This window comes from Nocardioides mangrovi (assembly GCF_020073815.1).
Taxonomy (GTDB): domain Bacteria; phylum Actinomycetota; class Actinomycetes; order Propionibacteriales; family Nocardioidaceae; genus Nocardioides; species Nocardioides mangrovi.
The window spans coordinates 19,070-43,234 of record NZ_JAIQZJ010000003.1 but is presented as its reverse complement, the minus strand read 5'-3'; the positions used below and the strand labels follow the sequence as shown (position 1 = coordinate 43,234).

At 72.1% G+C, this 24,165-nt stretch carries 24 protein-coding genes and 1 tRNA gene; 9 read left to right on the top strand and 16 right to left on the bottom strand.

Features of this window, described 5'->3' with window-relative positions; translation table 11 throughout:
• Positions 1–161: 161 nt before the first annotated feature.
• Both K8U61_RS06910 and K8U61_RS06905 read left to right on the top strand, forming a co-directional pair.
• Positions 162–1,064, top strand: a complete 903-nt coding sequence (locus K8U61_RS06910; protein WP_224122260.1) for a sulfite exporter TauE/SafE family protein — start codon at positions 162–164, stop codon at positions 1,062–1,064.
• A gap of 82 nt (positions 1,065–1,146) precedes the next feature.
• The gene (locus tag K8U61_RS06905; protein WP_224122259.1) at positions 1,147–1,605 is read left to right on the top strand and encodes an RrF2 family transcriptional regulator; all 459 of its coding nucleotides are present in this window, start codon (positions 1,147–1,149) and stop codon (positions 1,603–1,605) included.
• 4 nt (positions 1,606–1,609) lie between these two features.
• Here K8U61_RS06905 and K8U61_RS06900 read toward each other — a convergent pair whose 3' ends face one another.
• Positions 1,610–2,257, bottom strand: a complete 648-nt coding sequence (locus K8U61_RS06900) for a hypothetical protein (RefSeq protein WP_224122258.1) — start codon at positions 2,255–2,257, stop codon at positions 1,610–1,612.
• Between the two features lie 119 nt (positions 2,258–2,376).
• On the opposite strand from K8U61_RS06900, the gene K8U61_RS06895 reads away from it, so the two are divergent.
• Positions 2,377–2,832 (top strand): nuclear transport factor 2 family protein, encoded by a 456-nt coding sequence (locus tag K8U61_RS06895; protein WP_224122257.1) that lies wholly within the window; start codon positions 2,377–2,379, stop codon positions 2,830–2,832.
• Here K8U61_RS06895 and K8U61_RS06890 read toward each other — a convergent pair.
• Entirely contained in the window at positions 2,816–3,394 is a 579-nt protein-coding gene (locus tag K8U61_RS06890) for a TetR/AcrR family transcriptional regulator (RefSeq protein WP_224122256.1), read from the bottom strand. The genes K8U61_RS06895 and K8U61_RS06890 overlap by 17 nt on opposite strands.
• 62 nt (positions 3,395–3,456) lie before the next feature.
• Here K8U61_RS06890 and K8U61_RS06885 point away from each other — a divergent pair, with 62 nt between their 5' ends.
• On the top strand, positions 3,457–3,948 hold the full coding sequence (locus K8U61_RS06885) for an FBP domain-containing protein (protein WP_224122255.1): 492 nt from the start codon (positions 3,457–3,459) through the stop codon (positions 3,946–3,948).
• Positions 3,949–3,951: 3 nt separating this feature from the next.
• On the opposite strand, the gene K8U61_RS06880 is transcribed toward K8U61_RS06885, so the two are convergent.
• From K8U61_RS06880 to K8U61_RS06860, 5 genes are all read right to left on the bottom strand, one after another.
• A complete protein-coding gene (locus K8U61_RS06880; protein WP_224122254.1) occupies positions 3,952–4,590 on the bottom strand; it encodes a DUF2461 domain-containing protein in 639 nt (212 codons plus the stop codon).
• A 9-nt stretch (positions 4,591–4,599) separates the two neighbouring features.
• Positions 4,600–5,739, bottom strand: coding sequence for a hypothetical protein (locus tag K8U61_RS06875; RefSeq protein ID WP_224122253.1), 1,140 nt, complete (start codon positions 5,737–5,739; stop codon positions 4,600–4,602).
• The gene (locus K8U61_RS06870; protein WP_224122252.1) at positions 5,739–7,109 is read right to left on the bottom strand and encodes a C39 family peptidase; all 1,371 of its coding nucleotides are present in this window, start codon (positions 7,107–7,109) and stop codon (positions 5,739–5,741) included. The genes K8U61_RS06875 and K8U61_RS06870 overlap by 1 nt, the downstream gene beginning before the upstream one ends.
• A gap of 207 nt (positions 7,110–7,316) precedes the next feature.
• Positions 7,317–7,392: transfer RNA gene (locus K8U61_RS06865), tRNA-Gly, on the bottom strand.
• A gap of 25 nt (positions 7,393–7,417) precedes the next feature.
• Positions 7,418–8,179 carry an SGNH/GDSL hydrolase family protein gene (locus K8U61_RS06860; RefSeq protein WP_224122251.1) on the bottom strand — a complete coding sequence of 254 codons (762 nt, stop codon included), beginning with the start codon at positions 8,177–8,179 and terminating at the stop codon, positions 7,418–7,420.
• 49 nt (positions 8,180–8,228) lie between these two features.
• Between K8U61_RS06860 and dcd the strand changes: the two genes are divergently transcribed.
• Positions 8,229–8,804, top strand: a complete 576-nt coding sequence (gene dcd / locus K8U61_RS06855; protein WP_224122250.1) for a dCTP deaminase — start codon at positions 8,229–8,231, stop codon at positions 8,802–8,804.
• A 44-nt stretch (positions 8,805–8,848) separates the two neighbouring features.
• Positions 8,849–9,802 carry a siderophore-interacting protein gene (locus K8U61_RS06850; RefSeq protein ID WP_224122249.1) on the top strand — a complete coding sequence of 318 codons (954 nt, stop codon included), beginning with the start codon at positions 8,849–8,851 and terminating at the stop codon, positions 9,800–9,802.
• 7 nt (positions 9,803–9,809) lie between these two features.
• Here the strand turns inward: K8U61_RS06850 and K8U61_RS06845 are convergent, their stop codons facing one another.
• From K8U61_RS06845 to K8U61_RS06835, 3 genes are all read right to left on the bottom strand, one after another.
• A complete protein-coding gene (locus tag K8U61_RS06845) occupies positions 9,810–10,016 on the bottom strand; it encodes a hypothetical protein (protein WP_224122248.1) in 207 nt (68 codons plus the stop codon).
• On the bottom strand, positions 10,013–10,837 hold the full coding sequence (locus tag K8U61_RS06840; protein ID WP_224122247.1) for a DUF4097 family beta strand repeat-containing protein: 825 nt from the start codon (positions 10,835–10,837) through the stop codon (positions 10,013–10,015). The genes K8U61_RS06845 and K8U61_RS06840 overlap by 4 nt, the downstream gene beginning before the upstream one ends.
• Before the next feature lie 86 nt (positions 10,838–10,923).
• Complete coding sequence (locus tag K8U61_RS06835; RefSeq protein ID WP_224122246.1) at positions 10,924–11,478, bottom strand: pilus assembly protein HicB; 555 nt, start codon at positions 11,476–11,478, stop codon at positions 10,924–10,926.
• A 142-nt stretch (positions 11,479–11,620) separates the two neighbouring features.
• Between K8U61_RS06835 and K8U61_RS06830 the strand changes: the two genes are divergently transcribed.
• Both K8U61_RS06830 and K8U61_RS06825 read left to right on the top strand, forming a co-directional pair.
• The gene (locus K8U61_RS06830) at positions 11,621–13,357 is read left to right on the top strand and encodes a sodium:solute symporter family protein (protein WP_224122245.1); all 1,737 of its coding nucleotides are present in this window, start codon (positions 11,621–11,623) and stop codon (positions 13,355–13,357) included.
• 12 nt (positions 13,358–13,369) lie between these two features.
• Positions 13,370–13,627 carry a hypothetical protein gene (locus K8U61_RS06825; protein ID WP_224122244.1) on the top strand — a complete coding sequence of 86 codons (258 nt, stop codon included), beginning with the start codon at positions 13,370–13,372 and terminating at the stop codon, positions 13,625–13,627.
• Here the strand turns inward: K8U61_RS06825 and K8U61_RS06820 are convergent.
• The 3 genes from K8U61_RS06820 to K8U61_RS06810 form a co-directional block, all read right to left on the bottom strand.
• Positions 13,624–14,577, bottom strand: coding sequence for a hypothetical protein (locus K8U61_RS06820; protein ID WP_224122243.1), 954 nt, complete (start codon positions 14,575–14,577; stop codon positions 13,624–13,626). The two genes, K8U61_RS06825 and K8U61_RS06820, sit on opposite strands and share 4 nt — an antisense overlap.
• Positions 14,578–14,720: 143 nt before the next feature.
• Positions 14,721–18,257: a (Fe-S)-binding protein gene (locus tag K8U61_RS06815; protein ID WP_224122242.1), complete on the bottom strand. Its 3,537-nt coding sequence runs from the start codon at positions 18,255–18,257 to the stop codon at positions 14,721–14,723.
• 133 nt (positions 18,258–18,390) lie between these two features.
• Complete coding sequence (locus K8U61_RS06810; RefSeq protein ID WP_224122241.1) at positions 18,391–20,808, bottom strand: hypothetical protein; 2,418 nt, start codon at positions 20,806–20,808, stop codon at positions 18,391–18,393.
• 164 nt (positions 20,809–20,972) lie between these two features.
• On the opposite strand from K8U61_RS06810, the gene surE reads away from it, so the two are divergent.
• Positions 20,973–22,007, top strand: coding sequence for a 5'/3'-nucleotidase SurE (gene surE / locus K8U61_RS06805; RefSeq protein WP_224122240.1), 1,035 nt, complete (start codon positions 20,973–20,975; stop codon positions 22,005–22,007).
• Positions 22,008–22,016: 9 nt separating this feature from the next.
• Here surE and K8U61_RS06800 read toward each other — a convergent pair whose 3' ends face one another.
• The 3 genes from K8U61_RS06800 to K8U61_RS06790 are packed head-to-tail and all read right to left on the bottom strand — an operon-like array spanning position 22,017 to position 24,150.
• Positions 22,017–22,946, bottom strand: coding sequence for a DMT family transporter (locus tag K8U61_RS06800; RefSeq protein WP_224122239.1), 930 nt, complete (start codon positions 22,944–22,946; stop codon positions 22,017–22,019).
• A 43-nt stretch (positions 22,947–22,989) separates the two neighbouring features.
• Positions 22,990–23,748, bottom strand: coding sequence for an IclR family transcriptional regulator (locus K8U61_RS06795; RefSeq protein WP_224122238.1), 759 nt, complete (start codon positions 23,746–23,748; stop codon positions 22,990–22,992).
• A 27-nt stretch (positions 23,749–23,775) separates the two neighbouring features.
• A complete protein-coding gene (locus K8U61_RS06790) occupies positions 23,776–24,150 on the bottom strand; it encodes a hypothetical protein (protein WP_224122237.1) in 375 nt (124 codons plus the stop codon).
• Positions 24,151–24,165: the final 15 nt, after the last annotated feature.

Below are 24,165 nucleotides of genomic sequence, written 5' to 3'. Positions count from 1 at the left end.
GGCGGCGACGGTCCCGGCCGGCGGGTCAGCGCCGACGCAACAGAGGGTCAAATCAACTTCAAATCCGGGGATCGTGCCGACCGGTCGCGCAGCGGTTGACAGGCGCCCGTCGATCAAAGAACATAAAAACGATCGACTTACTTCTTCGAAGGTGGCGCATCATGCGCAAGCTCGTGATCCTGGCATTCGTGGGCCTCGCTGCCCAGCTCGTCGACGGCTCGCTCGGCATGGGCTACGGCGTCACCTCGGCGACGCTGCTCGTGGCCGGCGGGCTCGGCCCGGCGGCCGCGTCCGCGGCGATCCACTTCTCCGAGATCGCGACCACCCTCGCGTCCGGCGCCTCGCACGCCGCCCTGGGCAACGTCGACTGGGGCACCGTCGGGATCCTCGCGCTGCCGGGCTTCGTGGGCGCCTTCGCCGGCGCGACGCTGCTGGTCAGCGTCGACGCGAGCATCGCGGTGCCGGCCGTCGCGGTCATCCTGCTGGCGCTCGGTGGCTACGTCACCTGGCGCTTCCTGACCCTGCGCCACCTCCGCTTCGAGGGTCGGCCGTCGGCGCGGTTCCTCGCGCCGGTCGGCCTCGTCGCCGGTGCCCTCGACTCGGTCGGCGGTGGCGGCTGGGGCCCGGTCGGCACCACGACGATGCTCTCCTCGGGGCGGCTCGAGCCGCGCAAGGTGGTCGGCTCGGTCGACGCCGCGGAGTTCGTGGTCACGCTCGGTGCCTCGCTCGGCTTCCTGCTCGCCCTGGGCCGCGAGGGCATCGAGTGGTCGGCCGCAGCGGCGCTGCTCGTCGGCGGTGTCGTGGCCGCGCCGCTCGCCGCGGTGCTGGTGAGGTTCATGCCGCCGCGCGTCCTCGGCGTCGCGGCCGGTGGGGTCATCGTGCTCACCAACCTCCGCACGCTCGCGGTCGAGACGGGTGTCTCCGACCTCAACCTGGGGCTCATCGCCGCGGTCGTCTTCACGTTGTGGGTGCTCTGGGTCTCCTACGCCGTCAAGCTCGAGCAGGCCGAGCGCGCCGGCAGCGACGACCCGCGCCGGCAGGTCCGGGCGCACCTGCCCGCCTAGTGTCCGGGTGGCGGGCGGTCCGGTCGCCGACGTACCCCTCAAGATCGACTGAACAAGTCAACACATCTGACACACTGGGCTCATGCGCGTCTCCGCCAAGTCCGACTACGCCCTGCGCGCGCTGATCGAGATGGCCTCGCGCGAGGACGGTCGCGCGGTCAGCGCGGAGGAGCTCGGCCGCCTCCAGGAGATCCCGCACGGCTTCCTCCAGGCGATCCTCGCCGACCTGCGTCGCGCGGGCGTGGTGATGTCCCAGCGCGGCCAGTCCGGTGGCTGGCGGATGGGCCGTCCGGCCGCGGAGGTGTCCGTCGCCGACGTCATCCGCGCCGTCGACGGACCGCTCGTCTCGGTCTACGGCCTGCGCCCCGAGGCGGTCACCTACAACGACCGGGCCGACGTGCTCCAGCACGTGTGGATCGCGGGCCGCCGCTCGCTGCGCGAGGTCTTCGAGAGCGTCTCGATCCAGCAGCTCGCCGACGGTCGCCTGCCCGACGCGGTCACGTCGCGGACCGCCGACGAGGACGCCTGGCAGCCGCACTGAGTCGTCAGCCCGCCTCGGCGAGCTTCCGCTTGAGCTTGTCCTTCTTGCGGGTCAGCTTCGCGTTCTGCTCCTCGAGCACGCGGTTGTGCGCGCGCAGCCGCGCGACCTCGGCGAGCACGTCGGTCGGCTCGGGCCGCGGGGCCGACCAGGCCGGCGAGAGCGGCAGTGCGCTCGCGTCGAAGCCGGCGATCTCGCCGAAGGCGAGCCACACGGCCTGCTCGGCATCCGTGTCGGGGACCTCGATGACGTGGAGGCGCTCGGGCTTGACGACGGGCGCCCACGCGACAGGCACCTCGGTGCCGGTCACGACGACGTGGACCTGGAAGCCGTGCAGGCCGTCGAGCAGCAGGTCGACCTGGGCGCCGGTGCAGCCCGCGAGCAGGTCCTGGCTGAAGACGACGTTCTTCTTCCCCTTCCAGGCGCGGCGGCAGATGCCGGCCCACACGCCTTCGACCTCGCGGCGCTCGTAGCCCCACGCCCGGTGGTCGCGGCGGATCTCGATCGCCGCGCGGAACATCTCCTCGGCCGAGATGGCCGGGTGTCGGAGGCCCGCGTCCTCGAGGGCGGGGGCGTGCTCGGCCAGGGCCGAGTCGAGGAAGTCGCCGCCGCTCTGCGTCGGGCCGATGTGCAGGTACGCCTTGCGCTTGGCCATGTCGTCACGCTCGCACCCGCGTGCGGACGATCGGTGAAATCCGGGTGACCGCCGGTCTTCGGTTGTCGAGTCTTCGGTGGTCGAGCCGTCGAAACAAGAACGTGTTCTAGGATGCGGTCATGATCACGTCGGACGCCATCACCTGGACCGCGCCGAACGACGACCACCCGGCCCGGGCGGCGTCGCAACGCTCCTACTCCGCCGTGGCGAAGGGCGACCTCGCCGAGTGGCTGACCGTCTACGCCGAGGACGCCGTGATCGAGGACCCGGTCGGGCCGTCGATGTTCGACCCGGAGGGCAAGGGACACCGCGGTCACGAGGGCATCGCGGCCTTCTGGGAGAAGGCGATCGCGCCGATCGCGACGTTCGAGTTCGAGATCTACGAGTCCTTCGCCAACCCCGGCAGCAACACCTGCGCGAACATCGGCCGGATCAGGACCTCGTTCCCCGACGGCAGCCACACGACGACCGACCTGATCATGGTCTACGTCATCCACGACGACGGCCGGGTCGCCTCGATGAAGGCCTTCTGGGAGCCGGACCGGACGATGGCGAGCTTCACCCCGGCGGGCTGATCGCCCACGACCGCAGGGTCGCGTCGAGCGCGTCGAGGGTGCGGGCCCAGCTCTCCTCGGGTGCGGGCTCGCTGTGGTCGAAGCCGCCGCCGAGCTCCAGGTCGGTGAAGCCGTGGACGGTGCTGCCCAGGAGCCGCACGGCGTGCACGGTGTCGGACTCCTCGAGGGCGTAGCCGCGGAGCACCGCGCGGGTGAGGTCGGCGTGCCGGCGACCGGCCTCGACGACCGGGCTGTCCGGACCGACCCGGAGCCGGGTGGCGGCGTACCGGCCCGGGTGCTGGCGGGCGTAGTCGCGGTACGCCGACGCGAAGGCGACCAGCGCGTCGCGGCCCGACCGGCCGGCGATGGCCTCGGCGGCGCGGTCCGCGAGCTCGTCGAGGGCGAGCCGGGCGATCCCCTCCTGGAGGCCGGTCGCACCGTCGACGTGCCCGTAGAGGCTGGCGACCTTCACGCCGAGCTGCCGGGCGAGCGCGGAGACGGTCGCGTCGTCGAGGCCGACCTCGTCGGCGAGCTCGGCGCCGGCGCGGACGACCCGGTCGCTGGTCAGGCCCGCTCGTGGCATCGATGATTCCTCCATCTCATAGGGATTTGCCTAAAGCCTATAGGAAACCTACCGTGGAGGGCATGAAGCCGCTGCTCGAGCCCGAGGTCCGCGCCAGCTTCGTCAACTGCTCGAAGGGCGAGGCGAAGCGGATCAACCTGCCCGCCGACCTCGCCGAACGGCCCTGGGACGAGCTCGACTACCTCGGCTGGCGCGACCCGCAGGCGCCGCTGCGCGGCTACCTCGTCGCCGAGCACGGCGGCGAGCTCCGCGGCGTCGTGCTGCGCGCCCCCAACTCCGGGACGATCCGGCGCTCGAGCATGTGCGCGCTCTGCATGACGATGCGCTCCGGCTCGGTCTCGCTGATGGTGGCGCCCCGGGCCGGCCGGGCCGGCCAGCAGGGCAACTCGTCCGGCACCTACATGTGCTCGGACCTGGCCTGCTCGCTCTACGTCCGCGGCAGGCGCTCCGACGCCGGCCCGATCGTCTACGAGACGCTGACCGTCGAGGAGAAGGTCGCCCGGCTCCGCGACAACCTCGACACCTTCATCGCGCGCGTGCTCCGGCAGGGGTAGGACTCAGACGGCCGCGTGCCGCGCGCACCACTCGACGAGCGGGCGGACCGCCTGCCAGTCGGCGCGGACGAGGTCGAGGAGCTCGGGGGTGTGGATCACCGGCTCGAAGCCGAGCTGGTGCCCGGCGACCAGCGACTTGTGGCGCAGCAGCTCGATCCGAGGATGGTCCGCGTCGTACCCGCGCGGCGTGGTCTTGAGCCGCTCGCCGCCGATCTCGAAGCCCTTCTTCTCCACGGTCCTCAGGATCTTCTCCAGCTCGGGCCCGAAGCGGTCGTGGGCGACCGCCTCGCGGAAGGCCGCGAGCCGCGGACCGCTCGCCTCGTAGAACCCGCCGCCGGTGCGGACGCCGCGCGGCGAGACCTCGACGTACCAGCCCGTCGCCTCGCCGACCCGGACGAACGCGCCCTGGTGGGTCTTGTACGGCGTCTTGTCCTTCGCGAAGCGGACGTCGCGGTAGGGCCGGAAGATCTTGGCGGCGCCGAACTCGGGCTCGAGCGCCGCGCACAGCGCCGTCATCGGCGCCTTCACGCTCTCGGTGTAGACCGCCTTGTGCTTCTCCCAGAAGGACTTGGTGTTGTCGACCTCGAGGTCGTCGTAGAAGTCGAGGGCGGCGACGGGGAAGCCGGAGAACGCATCGGTCACCCCTCCAGGTTAGAGATCGGTGGTGACCTGCTCGTCGCCGGAGGAGGTGCGGGCCGTGACGGTGAGCGCGTCGCCGCCGCAGCGCGGGTCCTCGAGGAAGGCCTGCCCCTTCGGCGACTGGTAGGCGATGCTCAGCCCGTCGTCGGCGGTCCAGCGCATCAGCGCGGCCGCGGCGCCGTCCTGCTGCGGGTCGCGGACGAAGTACGCCGCGTCGTCGCACCAGGTCAGCGTGCCGGCGGTGCCGGGGCCGAGGTCGTAGTAGCCCTGGCCGACGCGCGCGTAGAAGTGCGCCTTCTCGACCTGGCGCTCCTGCGGGATCACCGACCAGACGGCGCCGTCATCGGTGACGAGGCCCTCCCACGCCGAGCAGTCGTGGACGCCGGGGAAGGGGGTCGCGCTCGCGCCGTCGAGGGCGACGACCGTGCGACAGGAGGGCCGGGAGTCGTCGAACGACAGCACCGCGGTGCCGGCGTCGGTGACATGGGCCGCGTTGAAGCCGTGCCGCTTCGGGGCGCACCAGCCGACGCTGGAGGTCTGCTTCTCGAGGTCGACGGAGGCCAGGCAGTAGGCGCCGTTCGCGACCGTCGCGTGCACGAGGGTGTCGTCGTCGAGCGCCCAGGTGCCGCCGTTGACGGTGGGGACGTCGGAGCCGCCGTCGAGCTCCCAGGTCTTCCCGGTCCCCAGCTCGGTGATCCGGGCGACGGACGGCTGGGACTCGGTGCGGTCCTGGAGCACCACCACGGCCCAGTCGTCGTCGAGCAGCGCGTCCGAGACCCGCCGGCCGCTGGCGGCGTACCGGGTGGACCCGTCCTCGCCCTGCAGGGTCGCGCTGCCGCCGCTGCCCGCGACGGTCAGCATCCACGAGCCGTGCCGGGTCACCGCGTCCTTGAGCGGCACCTCGACGGGCTGCCAGCTGAGCAGCTGCTCGGAGGCCTCGAGCTGCTCGGGGGCGTCGGCGGTGCCGCCGTCCGGCTCGGCCGTCGGCGAGCTCTCGGTGGTCGGCGATCCGCTGGGAGTGGTCGCGCTCGACGTCGGCGGCGACGTCGGCGTCGGGGTGGTGTCCGAGGAGGCCGGCGACTCGTCGCTGCCGCCGCAGCCGGCCAGGACGAGCGCCAGGGCGGCGACGGGTACGGCGTACCGGAGGCGCATCAGACCCCGACGTTGTGCTGGAAGTGGGCCTGGTTGGCGCGGTAGCTCTTGTAGGCCGCGCGCCACTGGACCCGGGAGATGTAGGGCTCGGAGGGGTCGAAGCGCTGCTGGTTCCACGGCTCGAAGTAGCCGAGCTGGTCCGGCTTCTTGCCGCGCTTGTCGTAGCCGCGACCCACCTGGAAGTGCCCGGAGGCGTCGTCGTCGAGGTAGGGGTAGAACTTCTTGAGCAGGATCGGGTGCAGGATCACCGGCGCCCGGTAGTCGTGGATGTGCCGCATCATCAGCAGCCACCACTTCTGGTAGGACCACGAGCCGATGTCGAGGGTGATGTAGCGGCCGGCGCGGGCGGGGTTGTCCCACCCGGTGTAGCGGTTGGTCACGCGCACCATGGAGGTGATCGCGGTGCCGCCGGTGGTGGTGCCGAGCTTGTCGGCCCAGTGCTGCTGGCTGCGGGCCTTGCCGGCCCAGCCCCAGGCGATCATCTGCATCGACGTCGGACCGCACCAGTAGGTCATGTGCTGCTCGGAGACGTGCTGGGGGTTCATGATCACCGACCGGCGCGGGTAGTCCGAGGCCTTCTTGGTGGCCGCCGCCGACGTGGTGCTCGTGGGCGTCGCGGTCGCGGTGGGGGTGGCGGTCGGCTTCTTCGTCGTCTTCGTCGTGGGGGTGGCCGTGGCCGTGGGCGTCGCGCTCGGCTTCGAGGTGGCCTTGGTACGGGCGGCGGTCGCCGGGGCGTCCGTCGACAGGTCGGCCGGGGTGGTCGCGGTCGCGGCCCGGGCCTCGGGGTGGTCGGCGAGGAAGTCCGCGGGCAGCGCCTCGCCCTGGATCTCGTGGCGCAGCAGCCAGACCTTGGCGACCGAGCGGGCCGCGTCCTCGAGCTCGGCCCGGTCGGCGGCCGCGCGGTCGGCCGGGCTCATCCGCGCGTAGCGCGCCAGCGACGCGGCCGGGCCGAGGTCGCCGGTGTTGATCCGGGCGGGCATCTTGGCGGCGGTGCGCGCCGCGCGTGCCATCCGCGCCTGGACCTGCGCCTGGGTGTCCTGGGTCCAGCCGAAGCCGAGGCAGTAGCGCTGGCCGTCCAGGTCCGCGCAGCGCACGGCGTCGTCGACCAGCTGGTTGGCGGAGGCCTTGCCCAGCCGGCCCACGCGCTGGCCCTGGGCGACGACCTGGTCGATCTCGCGCTGCATGGCCGGGGTGATCCGCGACGTACCCGCGGTCATCGCCGGGCGCAGGGCGGAGTCGCTGCCGTTGCCGTCACCCGACGGGAGGATCGAGCCGTCGTCGTGGTGCGAGCCGCGGGGGACGAAGGGGGCGACGGCGAGGAGGACGATCAGCGCGCCGATCGCGATGGTGCGGGGGCGGGGGCGGGACATCCGAGGACCTCGAGACACAGACGGGGAAGGGTGTGTTCGTCCCAATCGTCACATGGATCGTCAACTGAACCAATTGTCACAGGCGGCTCGCGCGGGCGCCGGGCCGGCATGTAACGCGGAGTTACGGCATCCCTCGCCCCGTTGTGCCGGCTCAGCAGGCTCGATAACTCCGCGTTACATATCGCGGGGGCGGGGTGGGTGAGGAGCTGGAGCGGATGACGAGACTCGAACTCGCGACATCGACCTTGGGAAGGTCGCGCTCTACCAACTGAGCTACATCCGCACGTCCCTTGCGGGACGCGGGAATCCTAGTCGATCGGCGCGAGCGTCGGACGCTTCGGGTCGAGACCGTCGCCGGAGGAGCGGCCGGTGAGCCGGCGGTGCACCCACGGGATCGCCATCTCGCGGACCCAGGTGAGGTTCTCGCGGCGCTGCTCGGCACGGGTGGGTGCGGGCGCGTCGACCAGGGGCAGCGGCTCGAGGTGGTGGGGTACGCCGAGGGTGTCGAGCACCGCGATCGCCATCCGCTGGTGACCGGCCGGGCCCATGTGCATCCGGTCGGCGTCCCAGTAGCGCCAGTCGCGGTACTCGCGGAGGTTCCAGTAGTCGACCAGGGTCGCGCCGTGCCGGGCGACGGCCGCGCGGACCAGCTCGTTGTAGAGGGCGAAGCGACCGCGCAGCGGCCGGTAGATCGCCGAGCCGCCGGGGTCGAACGCCGTGAAGACGACCACCCGGGCGCCGGTCGCGGCCAGCCGGCCCAGCGCGCCGTCGTACCGATCCACGAGCGCGTCGACGTCGACCCGCGGCCGCATGATGTCGTTCGCGCCGGCGTAGACGGTGACCAGGTCCGGCTCGAGGGCGAGGGCCGGCTCGAGCTGCTCGTCGAGGATCGGGCCGAGCTTGCGACCGCGGATCGCGAGGTTGGCGTAGCCGAAGGCCGGGTCCGCGGCGGCGAGCACCTCGGCCACGCGGTCGGCCCAGCCGCGCACGCCGTTGGGCCGGGTCGGGTCGGCGTCGCCGACGCCCTCGGTGAAGGAGTCGCCGATCGCGACGTACCGCTGGAAGCTCACTGCGTCATTGTCCCGCCGGGCGCGGCGCGGCCACCGGTAGGGTGCCAGCGTGCTGCTGTCAGACCGCGACATCCTGGCCCAGATCGACGCCGGCCGCATCGCGATGGACCCCTGGGACCCGGCGATGCTGCAGCCCTCCTCGATCGACGTGCGCCTGGACCGCTTCTTCCGGGTCTTCGAGAACCACAAGTACCCGCACATCGACCCTGCGGCCGACCAGTCGGACCTGACCCGCGAGGTCGAGCCGGACGGCGACGAGCCGTTCATCCTGCACCCGGGCGAGTTCGTGCTGGGCTCGACGTACGAGGTCGTGACGCTGCCCGACGACATCGCGGCCCGCGTGGAGGGCAAGTCGTCGCTCGGCCGCCTCGGCCTGCTGACGCACGCGACCGCCGGCTTCGTGGACCCCGGCTTCTCCGGCCACGTCACCCTCGAGCTGGCCAACGTCGCGACGCTGCCGATCAAGCTCTACCCGGGCATGAAGATCGGCCAGTTCTGCTTCTTCCAGCTCACCTCGGCCAGCCAGCACCCCTACGGCTCGGAGAAGTACGGCTCCCGCTACCAGGGCCAGCGCGGCCCCACGCCGTCGCGGTCCTTCCAGAACTTCCACCGCACCCAGATCTAGGACCGCCCCTGGACCGTCGTGGAAGTTAGGTTAGCCTTACTTACATGACGACGACCGCGCAGCCGCTCCCGATGATCCTCGACGAGGTCGAGGTGGTCCGGGTCGAGCGGCTGTCCCCGACCTTCGTGCGGGTCGAGCTGGGCGGCCGCTGCCTGGCCGACTTCGGCGTCGACGGCCCGACCTACGACCAGCGGATCAAGCTGATCTTCCCGGGCCAGCCGCGCGGCCCGCTGCCGCGCTTCGCCGCCGAGGACTGGTACGCCGCGTGGCTGGCGCTCCCCGATGACGAGCGCGGACACATGCGGACCTACACGATCCGCGACGTCGTCGGCGAGGACGTCGACACCCGGCTGGTCGTCGACATCGTCGTGCACGCCGACGACCACGGTGAGCCCGGACCGGGCTGCGCCTGGGCGGCGGACGCCCGCGTCGGCGACCGCGTGGTGGTGCTCGCGCCGCGCCGCGGCCAGGTCTACGGCGGCATCGAGTTCGACCCCGGGACGGCGCGCCGCCTGCTGCTCGCCGGCGACGAGACCGCGGTGCCGGCGATCTGCGCGGTGCTCGAGCAGCTGCCCTGGTCGGCGACCGGCGCGGCGTTCCTCGAGGTGCCGACGGCGGCCGATGTGCTGACCGTTCAGCACCCGGAGGGGGTCCGGGTCGTCTGGCTGGCCCGCGAGGGTGGCGCGCACGGGACCCGGCTGCACCCGGCCGTCCTCGACCACCTCGGCGCCTCGGCCGCGCTGCCCCGAGAGGCCGACGAGGTCGACGAGGTCGACCCCGACCTGTGGGAGACCCCGACGTACTCCTCCTCGGGCGAGGACGTCGACACCGCGATGACGGTGGTCGGCCACGACCTCGACGACGTCTACGCCTGGATCGCGGGCGAGTCCCAGGTGGTCACCGGCCTGCGCCGTGCGCTGGTCAAGGACCTCGGGCTCGACCGCCGCCAGGTCGCCTTCATGGGCTACTGGCGTCGTGGCGTCGCGATGAAGGGCTGACGCCGGATCAGGTGTCGATCCGGTCGGCGACCCGGCGCAGCCGCTGGGCGAGCAGGTGCCGGTAGGCGGTCGCGGGGATCCGCGGCTCGGTGGCGTGGGCGGTGCGCTCGCGCAGCTCCTGGCGAGCGAGCTCGGCGTTGAGGGTGACGCTGCTGAACTCCATGGGGTGCCTCCTGGTGGGGTCGCTGGTGGTCGTGGGGCTGTCGGTGCTCATGCCTGGGTGAGGACGATGTCGCCGCTGACGGTGCGGGCGCGGACCTCGAGGTGGTCGGCGCCGTCCTGCGGCTCGCCGGCGCCCTGGATCTGGGAGCGGATGTCGCCGGTGACCGTCGAGATGTCGGTCCACACGGGCACGCCCGGGGGTACGCCGACGGTCACGTCGCCCGAGGCGCCCTTCATGCTGACCCGGCCGCGCTCGGCGCGCGCGACGACGAGGTCGCCCGAGCCGGTGTTGAGCGTGACGTCGCCGGTCGACTCGCGGACCTCGAGGTCGCCCGAGCCGGTCTTCACCACCGTGGTGCCGTGGCTGGCGTGCATCCGGACGTCCCCGGACCCCGTGGAGACCGTGACGGTGCCGTCGGCGCGGCCGATGAGGATGTCGCCGGACCCGCTCTTCACCTTCAGCGGGCCCTGGGCCTCGTCGACCCGGACGTCGCCGGAGCCGGTCTCCGCGAGCAGCGGGCCGGTCGCCGTACCGCAGCGGACGTTGCCCGAGCCGCTCTTGAGCTGGACGGTGCCGAGGGTGCCGGTGGCGGTGATGTCGGCGCTGCCGGTGCGGACCACGGCGTTGCTGTCCGTCGGGAGCGTGATGCGGACGTCGAGGCGGCTGTCGCCGCCGAAGAAGCCGCCGCGCTGACGGGGCGCGACCACGCTGACCTGGCGGCCGTCCTGGCGGACGGCGACCTGGTCGGCGTCGCGGCCCACCACGACGACCGTGGTTTCGCCGGTGTCGGTCGCGTCGATGGCGACGGAGCCCTTGCCGATCTCGGTGAACAGCTCGACGGGCTGCGGGGTGTCGAAGTGGTGCTCGGTCATCGCGGTCTCCTGCGTGAGGGTGTGCGGATCCACGGGGCCGGCCGTGCGCCGGTCCCGAGGTGGGGGGTGGAGGGGGCGGGTGTCGGCTACACCCAGCCGGTCATGCGGCGGGTGCCGCTCTTGTTGTGGAAGGGGTCGTTCCCGCCGCCGGACAGGAACGGGATGCTGGACAGGTCGATGTCGACGTTGATCGCGCCGTCGCCGCGGGTGGCGGCGCGGACCACGTTGACCAGCCAGGTGTTGAGCGAGTGGCCCGAGCGGGCGGCCAGCTCCTCGGCCCGGGTCTTGACCGACTCGGGGATCCGGAGCGTGATCCGGGCGACGTTGCCGTCCTCGTCGGCCTCCTCCGCGCCCGGGGCGCCCGGCGGTGCCGGGGGAGGCGGAGGCGTCGGAGCCGCCGGCGGCGACTGGACGGAGAACTCGAGCTCGCGGCCCTGCAGCCGGACGTCGACGCCGCCCGCCGGCATCTCCGCGGTGATCTCGGCGGCGGCCTGCGAGACCGCCTCCATCAGGGCCAGCCGGGCGGCGGGATCGAGGGCGAAGGCGAGCCGCTCGGTGACCGCGCGGGCCTCGGGGCCGGCGGCGTCGGCGGCCGCGAGCAGGTCGCGGCGCAGGCCCTCGACGTACGGCGTGATGTCCATGTGCACCACGATGACATCACCGTGATGTCACGTCAAGCAGAAAGTGGTGTCAGATGGCGTCCGCGTGGTGGCAGAGGTTTGTTGTCGATCACAACGGGGGACCAGATCTGATGGCCCTGCCCCCGGATCTGAAAGGCCTCTGATGAGCGGTCCGACCGTCCTCTCGAGCACGATCATCGATGCGAGCGCCGTCGACTACGTGATCGTCGCTCTCTACTTCGCGGTGGTCCTCGGGATCGGTCTCCTGGCTCGACGCCAGGTCTCCGACTCCCTCGACTTCTTCCTGTCCGGGCGGTCGTTGCCGGCCTGGGTCACGGGTCTCGCCTTCGTCTCCGCCAACCTCGGCGCGGTCGAGATCATGGGCATGTCGGCCAACGGTGCGCAGTTCGGCCTCCCGGCCGTCCACTACTTCTGGATCGGCGCGATCCCGGCGATGCTCTTCCTGGGCGTCGTGATGATGCCCTTCTACTACGGGTCGAAGGTCCGCTCGGTCCCGGAGTTCATGTTCAAGCGGTTCGGCACCGGTGCGCACCTGGTCAACTCGATCTCGTTCGCCGTCGCGCAGCTGCTCATCGCGGGCATCAACCTCTACCTGCTCGGCAGCATCATCAACGCGCTGCTCGGCTGGAACCTCACCCTCGCGCTGATCGTCGCCGCGATCATCGTCCTCTCCTACATCACCCTCGGCGGCCTGAGCGCCGCGATCTACAACGAGGTGCTCCAGTTCTTCGTGATCGTCGCCGCGCTGCTGCCGCTGACGATCCTCGGCCTGCACGAGGTCGGCGGCTGGGACGGCCTGAAGGACAAGATCACCGCCAACGCCGGCGTCGGCGGCTCCGCGACCGCCGACCAGCAGCTCAACTCGTGGCCGGGCACCGCGCTGACCGGCTTCTCCTCGGACTTCTGGTCGATCGTCGGCATCGTCTTCGGCCTCGGCTTCGTGCTGTCCTTCGGCTACTGGACCACCAACTTCGTCGAGGTCCAGCGCGCGATGGCGACCGACTCGATCTCCTCGGCCCGCAAGACGCCGATCATCGGTGCCTACCCGAAGATGTTCGTCCCCTTCATCACGATCCTGCCCGGCATGATCGCCGCCGTCCTCGTCACCGAGATCGTCAAGACCAAGGAAGGGCAGGCCGTGTCCGGTGGTGCCGGCGGCACGGTGACCTTCAACGACTCGCTCATCTACCTGATGCGCGACCTGCTGCCCAACGGCCTGCTGGGCGTGGCGATCGCCGGCCTGCTGGCCGCCTTCATGGCCGGCATGGCGGCCAACATCTCGGCGTTCAACACCGTCATGTCCTACGACCTGTGGCAGCGCTACGTCGTCAAGGACAAGGAGGACGGCTACTACCTGCGGGTCGGTCGCTGGGCGACCGTCGCCGCGACGGTGATCGCGATCTTCACCGCCCAGCTGGCGTCGAACTTCTCGAACATCATGAACTACCTGCAGACGCTCTTCGGGTTCTTCAACGCCCCGCTCTTCGCGACCTTCATCCTCGGCATGTTCTGGAAGCGGATGACCGCGACCGCCGGTTGGGTCGGTCTCTCGTCCGGCACCATCGCCGCGGTGATCGTCGCCTTCCTCAGCGAGGACGCCTTCGGGTCGTGGAGCACCGGCGTGCTCTCGCTGAGCGGCCAGGGCGCATCGTTCGTCGCGGCCGGTGCGGCCTTCGTGGTCGACATCGTCCTCAGCATCGTGGTCTCGATGGGGACCCAACCCAAGCCGGCGGCCGAGCTGCGCGGACTCGTCTACTCCGAGACGCCGAAGGAGGACCTCGTCGACCCCGAGGAGGCCTCGCATCCGTGGTACCAGCGCACGATGCCCCTCGCCGGCATCGCCCTGGTCCTCGTCATCATCCTCAACTTCCTCTTCTGACGGGAGCGCGACATGCCCAGCAAGCAGCACACGGCCGGCGCCTTCGACATCCGCAACGTCATCGGCGGCCTGGTCGGCCTCTACGGGATCATCCTCACCGTCATGGGGATCTTCGGAGCCGGTGACAACGGCACCGGCGACGCCAGCGCCAACCTGTGGGCCGGCCTGGCGATGCTCGTGGTCGGCGTCATCTTCCTCGCGTGGGCGCGGCTGCGCCCGGTGAAGGTGCCGGCGCACCACGAGTCCGCCGACGGTCAGAACGCCGGCTAGGCCACCGGGTAGTACGCCACCGCGACGATCGCCCGACCGTCGCGGTAGACGGTGAGCCGGACGCCGCACCCCTGGCGGTCCGGTGGCTGGATCAGCACCGAGAACGCATCGTGCGACCCGGTGACCGTCGGACCGGGAGCCGCGCAGCTCCCGAGCCCGGTGGTCGCCGGGACGATGCGGATCGCGGGCACGGCGTACGTCGCGGGCTCGGTGGTGGCCAGGCTGACCGCGTCCGACGCGGCGCGGAGGCCGTCGAGCACGCCGCTGGGCTCCCAGGCCTCCCGGTGGCCGGCCGCCCGGCGCGTGAGCAGCAGCCGCTGCCCGTCCCCGCCGTACACGACGACGTGGTGGGCGAACCGCGGCGCGCGCCCGCGGCCGTTCGCGAAGTCGAGCAACGCCCAGGCCGTCGCGCGGTCCTGGTAGTCGGTCAGGCAGGTGATGTCGGAGGGCAGCGCCGTGTAGACCGTGATCGGGTCGCCGCGGTGGTACGGCGTGCCCGTCGGCGGGTCGGCCCCGGTCACCCGGTCGAGCACCTCGCAGGACTGGAACGGCTGCAGGTGGACCCGCATCCCGCGGTCCTTGAGCACCTGGGCCGCGGTCGGTCCGTCGTACCCGAAGAGGGACGGGACCTGGTCGCCGCGCAGCTGGTCGCCGGGCGGGTCGGGTCGGGTCAGCTCGCGGTAGGCCGTGCCGCCGCCGACGAGCAGCGCGAGGGCCGCACCGACGGCCAGCACCCTCCGGCCGCCCCGGCCCGCCGGCCGCGGGTCGACCGCGTCGTGGAGTGCCTCGCGGACGAGCGGGTCGGGGTCGGCCGACCGGCGGATCCGGCGCTCCTGGCTGCCGAGGACCCCCTCGACCAGCCCCGGCGCCTCCTCCGGCGCGACCCCGAGGTCCTCCGCCTCGCGCAGCAGCGAGTGCCACCGTGCGTCGCGGTACTCCCGGGGATCCATGTCAGCTCCTGTTCGGAGCCGACGCTACGCGCGGATGGTGAGAGCAGCGGGTTTCCCCGGTCGCCCGGGGAAACCCGCCCGACGCGCCGGGTGGGTACGGCGTGTCGGGCGGGTATCGGCTGACGACCCCCCGGGTGAGCGGGTCAGAGGTCGAAGAGCGAGCCGGCGCCGTGGATGTCGGCGTCGGTCTTCGGCTGGTGGGCCTCGCCGCTGGGCTGCGGCTTCTCCTCGGGCTCCTCCGGCTCCGCTGCCTCCTCGAGCTCCGGCTCCGGCTCGGGCTCCGGCTCAGGCTCCGCCGAGTCCTCGGGATCCTCTGCTGCCGGCTCCGCGTCCGAGCGGGCCGCCGCCGAGGTGGCCGCCGCGCTCAGCGCGGTCGGGTCCGGCTTACCGGACGTCGCCGCCGGCTCCGGCTCCGGCTCCGGCTCGGGCTTCGCCTCGGGCTCGGCCTCGGACTCCGGCTCGGGCTCGGGCCCCGGCTCGCGCTCCGGGGTGGGCTCGGCCTTCGCCTGCGGGGCCTCCGGTTCGGGGGCGGCGATGTCGAAGAGCGAGCCGCCCTCCGGGATCGTCGCGGTCGGCGCCGGGGCGGACTCGGTCTTCGGCGCCTGCTTCTCCTCGGGTTCGTCGGTCGCCTCGTCCTGCGGCTCCGGCTCGGGCTCGGGCTCGGGCTCGGGCTCGGGCTCCGGCTCCGGCTCGGGCTCCGGGGTGGGCTCGGCCTTCGCCTGCGGGGCCTCGGGCTCGGGGGCAGCGATGTCGAACAGCGAGCCGCCCTCGGGGATCGAGGACGTCGGAGCGGGCGCCGTTGCGGCGGGCTCCGGCTTCTCGTCGGCCACCGGCTCGGGCTCTGCTGCCGGCTCGAGCTCTGCTGCCGGCTTCGGCTCGGGAGCGGCCTTGGCCTTCGGGGCCTCCGGCTCTGGGGCGGCGAGGTCGAAGAGCGACCCGCCCGACCCGAGGTCGGCCTGGGGCTCCGCGGCGGGCTTCTCCGTGGGCTTCTCGGCGGCGGGCTCGGCCGCCTTCGCCTCGGCCTTCGGCGCCTCGGCCGGCTCGTCCGCGGCGATGTCGAACAGCGAGCCGCCGGAGGAGGCCGGCTTCGCAGCAGGCTTCTCCTCGGGCTCCGCCTTCGCCTCGGGCTCGGGCTTCTTCTCGGGCTCCGCGGCGGGTGCGTCGTCGCCACCCAGGTCGAAGAGGGAACCACCGGAGGACGCCGGCTTCGCGGCCTGCGCCTCCTCGGCGGGGGCCTTGTCCTCGCTGGCGGTCGCGGGCTCCGCCTTCGCCTCGGCGGGCTCGTCGAACATCGAGCCCGCGTCGTCGAAGAGCGAGGAGCCGCCCGAGGCCTTCGCAGCCGGGCCGGCGTCCGCGGTCTCCACCACGGTGTCCTCGGTGATGGTCTCGTCGCCGGCCTCCGGCTCGGCCTTGGTCTCGACGGGCTGCTCGGCGGGCTGCTCGGCGGGGGCCGACTTCGCCTCGGCCGGTGCGGCCGGAGCCGCGGCGGCACCCGCGCCGGGCGCGAGCTTGGTGGCCATCTCGCCCTTGACCGAGGCGAGCAGCATCTGCGCGACGTCGAGGACCTCGACCTCCTCGCGCGCCTCGCCCTTGGCCTGCTGGGCGGTGAGGCCGTCGGAGAGCATCACCCGGCAGAAGGGGCAGCCGACCGCGATCTGGTCGGCACCCGTGCCGACCGCCTCCTCGGTGCGGTTGACGTTGATCCGCGAGCCGAGCTTCTCCTCCATCCACATGCGGGCGCCACCGGCGCCGCAGCAGAAGGACCGCTCGGAGTTGCGCTCCATCTCGGCGAACTCGGCACCGGGCAGCACCTGCAGCAGCTCGCGCGGCGGCGAGTAGACGCCGTTGTGGCGGCCGATGTAGCAGGGGTCGTGATAGGTGATCGTGCGCTTGTGGGCGCCGGCGCCGTCGTTGACCGGGGTCAGCTTGCCCTCACGCACCAGCCGGTTGAGCAGCTGGGTGTGGTGCACGACCTCGAGCTCGACGCCGAACTCCTTGTACTCGTTCTTGAGCGTGTTGAAGCAGTGGGCGCAGGTCGAGACGACCTTCTTGACCCGGTACTCCTGGAAGGTCTCGACGTTCTGCTGGGCGAGGCCCTGGAAGACGAACTCGTTGCCGGCGCGGCGGGCCGGGTCGCCGGTGCAGGTCTCGCCGTTGCCGAGCACCCCGAAGGACACGCCGGCCATGTCGAGCAGCTCGGCGACGGCGCGGGTGGTCTTCTTCGCGCGGTCCTCGTAGGCGCCGGCGCAGCCGACCCAGAAGAGCCAGTCGACCTCGTCGAGCGACTCGATCGAGTCGCCGACGACCTTGACCTCGAAGGGCAGGTCCTTGGCCCAGTCGAGGCGGGCCGAGGGCGACATGTTCCAGGGGTTGCCCTTGTTCTCCAGGCCCTTGAAGAGGCCGTTGAGCTCGGCGGGGAAGTTGGACTCCACCAGGATCTGGTAGCGGCGCATGTCGATGATGTGGTCGACGTGCTCGATGTCGACCGGGCACTGCTGGACGCAGGCGCCGCACGAGGTGCAGGACCACAGCACGTCCTCGTCGATGACGAAGTCGCCGTCGGTCGGGTTGTAGAACCAGTCGGTCACCTCGGCGCCGGAGCCGAGCGCCTCATCGGCGTCGGTCTTGCCGATCAGCGCCTTGGGCTCAGCGTGGGCCGGCGCGCCGGCCTGGGCGTACGCCGCCTCCCGCAGGCCCATCATCAGCAGCTTCGGCGAGAGCGGCTTCTCGGTGTTCCAGGCGGGGCACTGCGACTGGCAGCGGCCGCACTCGGTGCAGGTCGTGAAGTCGAGGATGCCCTTCCAGCTGAAGTCCTCGATCGCGCCGACGCCGAGCCGGGTGTCCTCGTCCAGGTCGTCGATGTCGTCGAGCGTGATCGCCTTGCCGCCGGAGGTCAGCGGCTTGACCGCGCCGAGCGCCGTACGACCGGTCGCGTCGCGCTTGAACCAGATGTTGAACCACGCCGTGAAGCGGTGCCAGGCGACGCCCATCGTCAGGTTGCGGGCGATCACGATCAGCCACACCATCGCGGAGAGGATCTTGATCATCGCGATGACGACGACGATGTTCTCGAGCGCGTCGTGACCGTCGGGGTAGAGCACGTCGCCGAGGTAGGAGCTGATCGGGAAGTGGAAGCGGGTCGCGTCGTCGTCGAGCTTCCACTCCGCGCCGCGGATGAAGAGGATCGCCGAGCCCTCGAGCAGGGCCATGAACTCGACGAAGTAGGCCTGCCAGAAGGTCGAGCCGAAGAAGCGGCTGTTGCGGCCCTCGAGGCGCGGGTGGTGCTTCTGGCGGTAGACGATCAGGAAGACGATGCCGACCGTGCTGAGCACGCCGAGCGCCTCGCACACCCACTCGTAGACGAACCAGTGACCGATGACCGGCAGCACGAACTCGGGGTCGAAGAGCTGGAAGTAGCCCGTGAACACCGCCGTGCTGAGCACGATGAAGCCGAGGTAGACGAACCAGTGCATGATGCCGACCCAGTGCCACTGGAGCATCCGCGTGTGGAGGAAGGTCTCCTTGAGCATCGTCAGGGTGCGGGGACCCTTCGCGTCGCTGCGGCCGGGTGCGGCCTGGCCCTGGCGGAGCACGGCCAGCATCTGCCGGACGGCCACGACCATGGCGGCCACGGCGACGACCGTGACGGCCAGCGAGACGACGATGGCGAAGATCTGCATGGAGCGGGACTCCCTTGAGCGACTCGGCGACGGCAGTCGGGCAACGCCGTACGGCGTCCGAGGGACTCTATTCCCAGCGTCCCCCGACGTCAGTCCCGTGACGGCGTGAGAAGGATCCTACCGGCAGGTAACTTCAGGTCCGCCGGAGGGCGGTGACCTTCCCGCTCCTCGAGAACCTCGCCGTCATCGTCACCCGGGCGTCCGAGGGCGTCCGTGCGCAGAAGGTGTACGTCGACCCGAGCCGCTCGTAGGGCTGGCCGACGGCGCGCATCACGGCCGTCGTGGTCATGCCTCGGTGGACCAGTGACGAGACCCGGGCGACCGGCTTGCGGAGCTCCGGGTTGCGGCAGGAGTCGGGGGCGATGCCGACGGCGCGCTCCCACATCTGCAGGTAGGCCTCGGAGCCGCGCTCCATGTCGTCCTGGATCTTCGCGCCGTCGCCGGGGTGCTCGGCGTCGGCGACCTGGGTGAGGTCCTCAATCCAGTCGGGGTAGAGGCCGTACTGCGCGACGCCGTCGATGTTGATGTCGTAGACCCGCTCGCCGGCGTGCTGCTGGTCGATGGTGACGCCGCCGAGGCCCGTGAAGGGGTAGGTGACCGGGTTGGCCACGTCCGCGCCGCGGGGATCGCCCTGCGCGCCGAGGCCGTTCATGTCGGCGCCGTACCCGATGCCCCAGTAGTAGCGCTCGTCCGCCCAGCCCTGGTGCGCGCGCCACTTCTCGACGAAGCCGGTCGAGTCGCCGGCGTACGGCGTGATGAAGCCGCCCTCCTGGTAGATCCGCGGGTAGGCGTCGGGGGTCGACCACGAGTGGCTGGAGACGACGCCGTGGTAGCCGAGGTCGTCGATCTCGTCGAGGGCGGCCGAGCGCGCCTTCACGCTCATGTGGTCGGGGTCGAAGACCAGGTGCCGCTGCGCGAGCGCCTTGATGGTGTACTCGCCGAGCGTGGTCAGGCCGCGCGCGTTGCAGTGGTGCGGCGGACCGTAGACCGGGAGCGCGGTGTGCAGGTCGCCGAAGAGCTCGGCGACCGCGCCGAAGAGCGCGTCCTGCTGCTCCCCGGAGATCTCCGGTACGGCGACCTGGTCGCGGTCGTGCGACTCGCCGTCGGCCGGCTCGCAGTGGCGCATGTCCCAGAACGAGCCGGTCTCGAGGAAGTTCGCGGCGTTGACGGCCGCGCCGACAGCGCCGTTGTCGCCGGCCACGCCCGAGAGGGCGTTGTCGAACTTGTTGACCAGCTCGAACTGCCGCAGCCCGAGCTTCTTCAGGCTGTCGAGCTGGTCGGCGATGTCCCCGATGTCGCACTGGGGCACGTCCAGCTTCATGGTGCAGCCGAAGGGCACGCTGGTCTCCATGCCCATGATCACGGCCATCTTGCCCTCGTTGATCACCCGCCGGGCCTGGAAGGGGTTCTTCACGATCCGGTAGAAGCCCTTGCCGGGGCCGCCGAACTGCGCGTCGATGTAGTCCTGCATCTGGTACATGTCGTTCGCCTCGCGGCGGACGGTGACCATGTCGTCGCACCGGGCGTACTCGGGGCTCTTCTTCAGCGGGTAGATCTGGCAGAGCTTGTTGTTCTCGACGAGCAGGTTGACGAAGATCCGCTGCCCGCCGCGCCAGGCCCGCTCAAGCCAGCGGTAGTAGGTGCCCTCGTGGGTCAGCGACTCCGGCGCGGGCCAGTCCTTGAAGGTCGGCCAGCCGACCGGGTCGTGGTGCGGCTCGCCGGAGAGCACGCTCTCGAGCACCCCGCCGTACCCGCCCGTGGCGGTGTGGTCGGGGCAGTCGACCAGGGCGTACGGCGCGCCGTACTGGTCCCACGGCTTGCCGCAGTGGGCCGCGCCACCGAGGAACTCGAAGGCCATGCCGTGGGTGTGCGCGTCGACGTAGCCGCGCACCTCCTGGTAGGGCGTGACGCCGGCGGTCGGGTCGCCCTCGACGTCGATCTGGGACTCGGGGTAGTCGGTGCACCCGCTGGTCGTCCGCAGGTCGAAGACGCTGACGCCGTCGATGCTGAGCGGGCTGCCGTCGTTGCTGAAGGTGAAGCCGTCGGCGCTCTTCCGCGCCGTCCACACGGTGGCCGCGCTCGGGGCCTGGGCGCGGCCGCCCTCGGCGACGACGAACTGCTCGTCGGCGGTGTAGAGGAGGTAGTCGCCGAGGTCGGTCGGCTTGAAGTAGATCGGGTCGCCGGCCAGCGCGTAGCAGCCGTTGGCCATGGCGTAGCGGTCCTGCGGCCTCGCCCGCCGCTCCTGCATCACCGGCACCGTGGTCAGCTGCGGGTCCGGCAGGGCGCGCTCCCGGTCGACGTACGCCGTGCTCCGGGCCTTCTCGGCCGCGCTCGTCGGGTCGTGGGTGCTGTCGCCGAGCTCGCCGGCCCGGGAGATCGCGTTCTTGTCGGCCGCCAGGCTGCCGAGCGCGTTCTGGGCGTAGGCGTAGCGGGCGTTGAGGCTGCCCTCGCGGAGCCCGGTCGCGCCGCCGAGGGCGACGCCGGTGGTGAGGACGGCGCCGGCGGTGAGCACGGCGAGGGCGACCCGGGTGTGACGACGCAGCTGGGGCACGGGCGTGATCCTTCGTTCGGCGACGCCGGTCCAACGACGGTCGCGGCCGGGGGTCACCTCCTTCCCCGCACCGGACTGGAACATGTTCTAAATCTGTTCTACAAATGTATATGATGCGCGTCACACGCCGCGGGAGCCGCGGTCCGCTCAGGGAGGGCAACCACATGCACGCACGTCATCGGAAGATCGGGATCGCGATCGGGGCGGTCGCCGTCCTCGTCGCCGGGCTCCTCGCGGGCCAGGTCGGCGCGTCGGCGGAGTCCGCCAAGCCGCCGGCCACCGTCAAGGGGCTCAAGATCCTGCTGACCAACGACGACTCGGTGCAGGGCACCAAGGCCGACGGCTCCGACGGCCAGGGCCTCTACGAGCTGCGCAAGGCGCTCTGCGCCGCCGGCGCGGACGTGGTCGTGATCGGACCGTGGGGCCAGCAGAGCGGCCAGGGCGGCCGGATCACCACGGATCGCGCCACCGGCCTGACCGTGACGCCGGCATCGGTGCCCGAGACGTACGCCGGCGACTGCGCCGACGCCGGCGCGGGCGGCGCCGTCTACGGCGTCTGCAACTCCAACATGACCTGCACGACCGGGTCGCCGAGCGCCTCGCCGTCCGACACCGTGCGGATCGGCATCCAGAACTTCCTGCCCGCGACCTACTGGCCCGCCGGCCCCGACCTGGTGCTGAGCGGCATCAACTGGGGCCAGAACGCCGGCATCGGCGTCTTCCACAGCGGCACGACGAGCGCCGCCGTGACCGCGCACGAGTTCGGCCGGCCGGCGATCGCCTTCAGCGAGCAGTTCGACCTCATCCCGTGCGCCGTGTCGGGCGTCAACTGCCCGACGTACACCCCCGGCGCGGCCTTCGCGGTCACGCTGATCGGCAAGCTCCGCGGCGCCGGCCTGCTGAAGCCGTCGACGCTGCTCAACGTCAACTTCCCCTACGTCGGCGCGGACGAGAAGCAGGGCAAGCCCGCCCTCAACGTGCTCGGCAACGGCGACATGCTCGACATGACCTGGAACGGCGCGACGACCACCGAGGGCGCGACGTACTCCCTCGGCATCCCGAGCGACCGGAAGTCGACGAACAAGAACGCCGACACCACGGCGCTCGACGCCAACCGGATCTCGATCGTGGCGATGACCGGTGACTGGTCGAGGACGCCGTCGAAGAAGCTGACGGCGCTGGTCAAGGCGCTGCGCTGAGACGCAGGACTAGGGGGCTGGGCTGACGTCCAGCGCGGTGGCCGGCCTCCGGCCGAGGCCGGCCACCGCGGCCAGGATCAGCACGCCGCCGAGCACGCCCGCGGCCCCGAGCCGCTCGTCGAGCAGCAGGGCGGCGAGCACCGCCGCGGTCAGCGGCTCGAGCAGCGTCGCGATGACGGCCGAGCTGCCCGGCGCGGTGCGCAGCCCGGCGTAGAAGAGCAGGTAGGCGATGCCCATCGTGAGCACGCCGAGGTAGACGAGCGTCCCCGCGACGACCGGGTCGGTCAGCGCGCCGCCGCCGACACCGGCACCGACGGCGAGCGGGGCCAGCGCGAGGGCGCCGACCGAGGTGCTCGCGGTCGCGAGGCAGAGCGGGCCGGTCGACTGGGCCAGTCCGTGACCGACCACCGTCGTCAGCGCGTACGCCGTGCCGGAGCCGATCGACGCGAGCACGCCCAGGACCGGGTGGGGGCCGCCGGCCGAGCCGGCTGAGACGCTGACCAGGACGAGCCCGACCAGGGCGGCGGCCAGGATCAGCACGTCGGTCGAGCCGGGGGCGCGGCGTCGCCGCACGCTCTCGACGAGGGTCACGATCAGCGGCGCCAGCCCGAGGCTCACGACCGTCGAGACGGTCACCCCGACCCAGACGACGGCCGCGAAGTAGAGCGCCTGGTAGGTCGCGGTCGCGACGCCGATGACGACGACGCGGCCCGGCCGGCGCCGGACCAGCTCGCGCAGGTCGCCGAGCTGGCGGGCGAGCGCGACCATCGCGAGGAGCGCCACGGCCCCGATGAGCATCCGCCAGGCGCTGATCGTGACCACGGAGAGCGGCTCGGCCTCGCGGATCACGTGGACCGCGAGGCCACCGGTGCCCCACAGCACGCCCGCGAGGGAGATCTGCAGGAGGCCCAGCGAGGCGCGGGCGGAGGTGGTCGGCATGGCCGGCCCATCCTCCCGGATCGCCGGGCCGGGGTCGCACCGATTACCGCGATGCGGGCTGTCCGCCGATCCGGCGGGAGAGTGCGGAGGCGGTCGCCCCCACCGCCTCCGCGAGGTGCTCGGCGCCGGCGTCCTCGGGGTAGGTGACGGCGACCGCGGCGACCGGGTGGCCGTTGTGGTCGACCGCCGCGACGGCCACGCTCGCGAGCCCCGTCGTGATCTCGCCGTGCTCGGTGGCGTGACCGCGGTTGCGGGTGTCGGTGAGGATCGCGCGCAGCTCGCTCAGCCGCCGCGGGCCGCGGCCGTTGCGGTCGACGAAGTCCTCCGGCGACGCGTAGAGCGCGCGCACCTGCGTCGGTGGCAGCCGCGCGAGGATGGCCCGGCCGCTCGCGGTGAGGTGCGCCGGCAGCCGGACGCCGACGTCGGTCACGAGCGGCGGCCGACCGGGCGCGCGTTCCTCGATCACGTAGAGCACCTCCCGGCCGTGCAGGATCGCCAGGTGGGCCGAGTGGCCGGTCCGGTCGACCAGCGCGGCGAGCGGACGGCGCGCCATCCGCTGCAGCGGCTCCTGGCGGGCGTAGCCGCTGCCGACCTCGAAGGCCGCGACCCCGAGGCCGTAGCGGTGCTCGTCGGCCAGGTGGACGACGAAGCCCTCCTCGATCATCGCGTTGAGGAGGTGGTACGCCGTGCTGCGCGGCAGCTCGCAGGCGCGCATGATCCGGTCGAGCGGCACGGGGTCGGGCTGCCCGGCCAGGAAGCGCAGCACGCGGAGCGCGCGCGTGGCCGCCGGCACCTGGCTCATGGCCGAAGGCTACGGCCACCCGGACGGTCAGGCCTTGCGGTGCGTCCCGCTGCCCGGCTGGTAGTCCGCGGAGCGGTGGTCGACGTCCGGGTCGACGGCGTCGGCGTCCCGGATCACGTCCTCCTGCCGTGCCTCCTCCATCGCCAGGCTCCGGCGTGCCTCGTCGGCCTCCTGCTCGGCGCGCTCCGCCTCGGCGCGGGTGATCTCTGCGCGGCTCTCGGCGGCGGCCACGTCGTGCCGCAGCGCGCCGACGGTGCCGCCCTGCTCGGCGGCCCGCGCCCGCAGCTGCGTGGCCTCCTCGCGGTGACGGTCGCGGCGGCGGTTGGTGGTGACGACGGCGGCGACGGCCACCGCGACGACGACGATCACGACGACGATCAGGACGAGCAGCACCAGGGTCATGGGTTTCCTCCTCGG

Excerpts from the sequence above, each read along its gene's own strand:
- K8U61_RS06820 (WP_224122243.1), bottom strand. The coding sequence starts at position 14,577 with ATGGATCCCCGGGAGTACCGCGACGCACGGTGGCACTCGCTGCTGCGC.
- K8U61_RS06845 (WP_224122248.1), bottom strand. The coding sequence starts at position 10,016 with ATGAGCACCGACAGCCCCACGACCACCAGCGACCCCACCAGGAGGCAC.
- K8U61_RS06840 (WP_224122247.1), bottom strand. The coding sequence starts at position 10,837 with ATGACCGAGCACCACTTCGACACCCCGCAGCCCGTCGAGCTGTTCACC.
- K8U61_RS06875 (WP_224122253.1), bottom strand. The coding sequence starts at position 5,739 with ATGCGCCTCCGGTACGCCGTACCCGTCGCCGCCCTGGCGCTCGTCCTG.
- K8U61_RS06905 (WP_224122259.1), top strand. The coding sequence starts at position 1,147 with ATGCGCGTCTCCGCCAAGTCCGACTACGCCCTGCGCGCGCTGATCGAG.
- K8U61_RS06835 (WP_224122246.1), bottom strand. The coding sequence starts at position 11,478 with ATGGACATCACGCCGTACGTCGAGGGCCTGCGCCGCGACCTGCTCGCG.
- K8U61_RS06900 (WP_224122258.1), bottom strand. The coding sequence starts at position 2,257 with ATGGCCAAGCGCAAGGCGTACCTGCACATCGGCCCGACGCAGAGCGGC.
- surE (WP_224122240.1), top strand. The coding sequence starts at position 20,973 with ATGCACGCACGTCATCGGAAGATCGGGATCGCGATCGGGGCGGTCGCC.
- K8U61_RS06910 (WP_224122260.1), top strand. The coding sequence starts at position 162 with ATGCGCAAGCTCGTGATCCTGGCATTCGTGGGCCTCGCTGCCCAGCTC.
- K8U61_RS06800 (WP_224122239.1), bottom strand. The coding sequence starts at position 22,946 with ATGCCGACCACCTCCGCCCGCGCCTCGCTGGGCCTCCTGCAGATCTCC.
- K8U61_RS06885 (WP_224122255.1), top strand. The coding sequence starts at position 3,457 with ATGAAGCCGCTGCTCGAGCCCGAGGTCCGCGCCAGCTTCGTCAACTGC.
- K8U61_RS06830 (WP_224122245.1), top strand. The coding sequence starts at position 11,621 with ATGAGCGGTCCGACCGTCCTCTCGAGCACGATCATCGATGCGAGCGCC.
- K8U61_RS06795 (WP_224122238.1), bottom strand. The coding sequence starts at position 23,748 with ATGAGCCAGGTGCCGGCGGCCACGCGCGCGCTCCGCGTGCTGCGCTTC.
- K8U61_RS06790 (WP_224122237.1), bottom strand. The coding sequence starts at position 24,150 with ATGACCCTGGTGCTGCTCGTCCTGATCGTCGTCGTGATCGTCGTCGTC.
- K8U61_RS06870 (WP_224122252.1), bottom strand. The coding sequence starts at position 7,109 with ATGTCCCGCCCCCGCCCCCGCACCATCGCGATCGGCGCGCTGATCGTC.
- K8U61_RS06890 (WP_224122256.1), bottom strand. The coding sequence starts at position 3,394 with ATGCCACGAGCGGGCCTGACCAGCGACCGGGTCGTCCGCGCCGGCGCC.
- K8U61_RS06815 (WP_224122242.1), bottom strand. The coding sequence starts at position 18,257 with ATGCAGATCTTCGCCATCGTCGTCTCGCTGGCCGTCACGGTCGTCGCC.
- K8U61_RS06895 (WP_224122257.1), top strand. The coding sequence starts at position 2,377 with ATGATCACGTCGGACGCCATCACCTGGACCGCGCCGAACGACGACCAC.
- K8U61_RS06825 (WP_224122244.1), top strand. The coding sequence starts at position 13,370 with ATGCCCAGCAAGCAGCACACGGCCGGCGCCTTCGACATCCGCAACGTC.
- K8U61_RS06850 (WP_224122249.1), top strand. The coding sequence starts at position 8,849 with ATGACGACGACCGCGCAGCCGCTCCCGATGATCCTCGACGAGGTCGAG.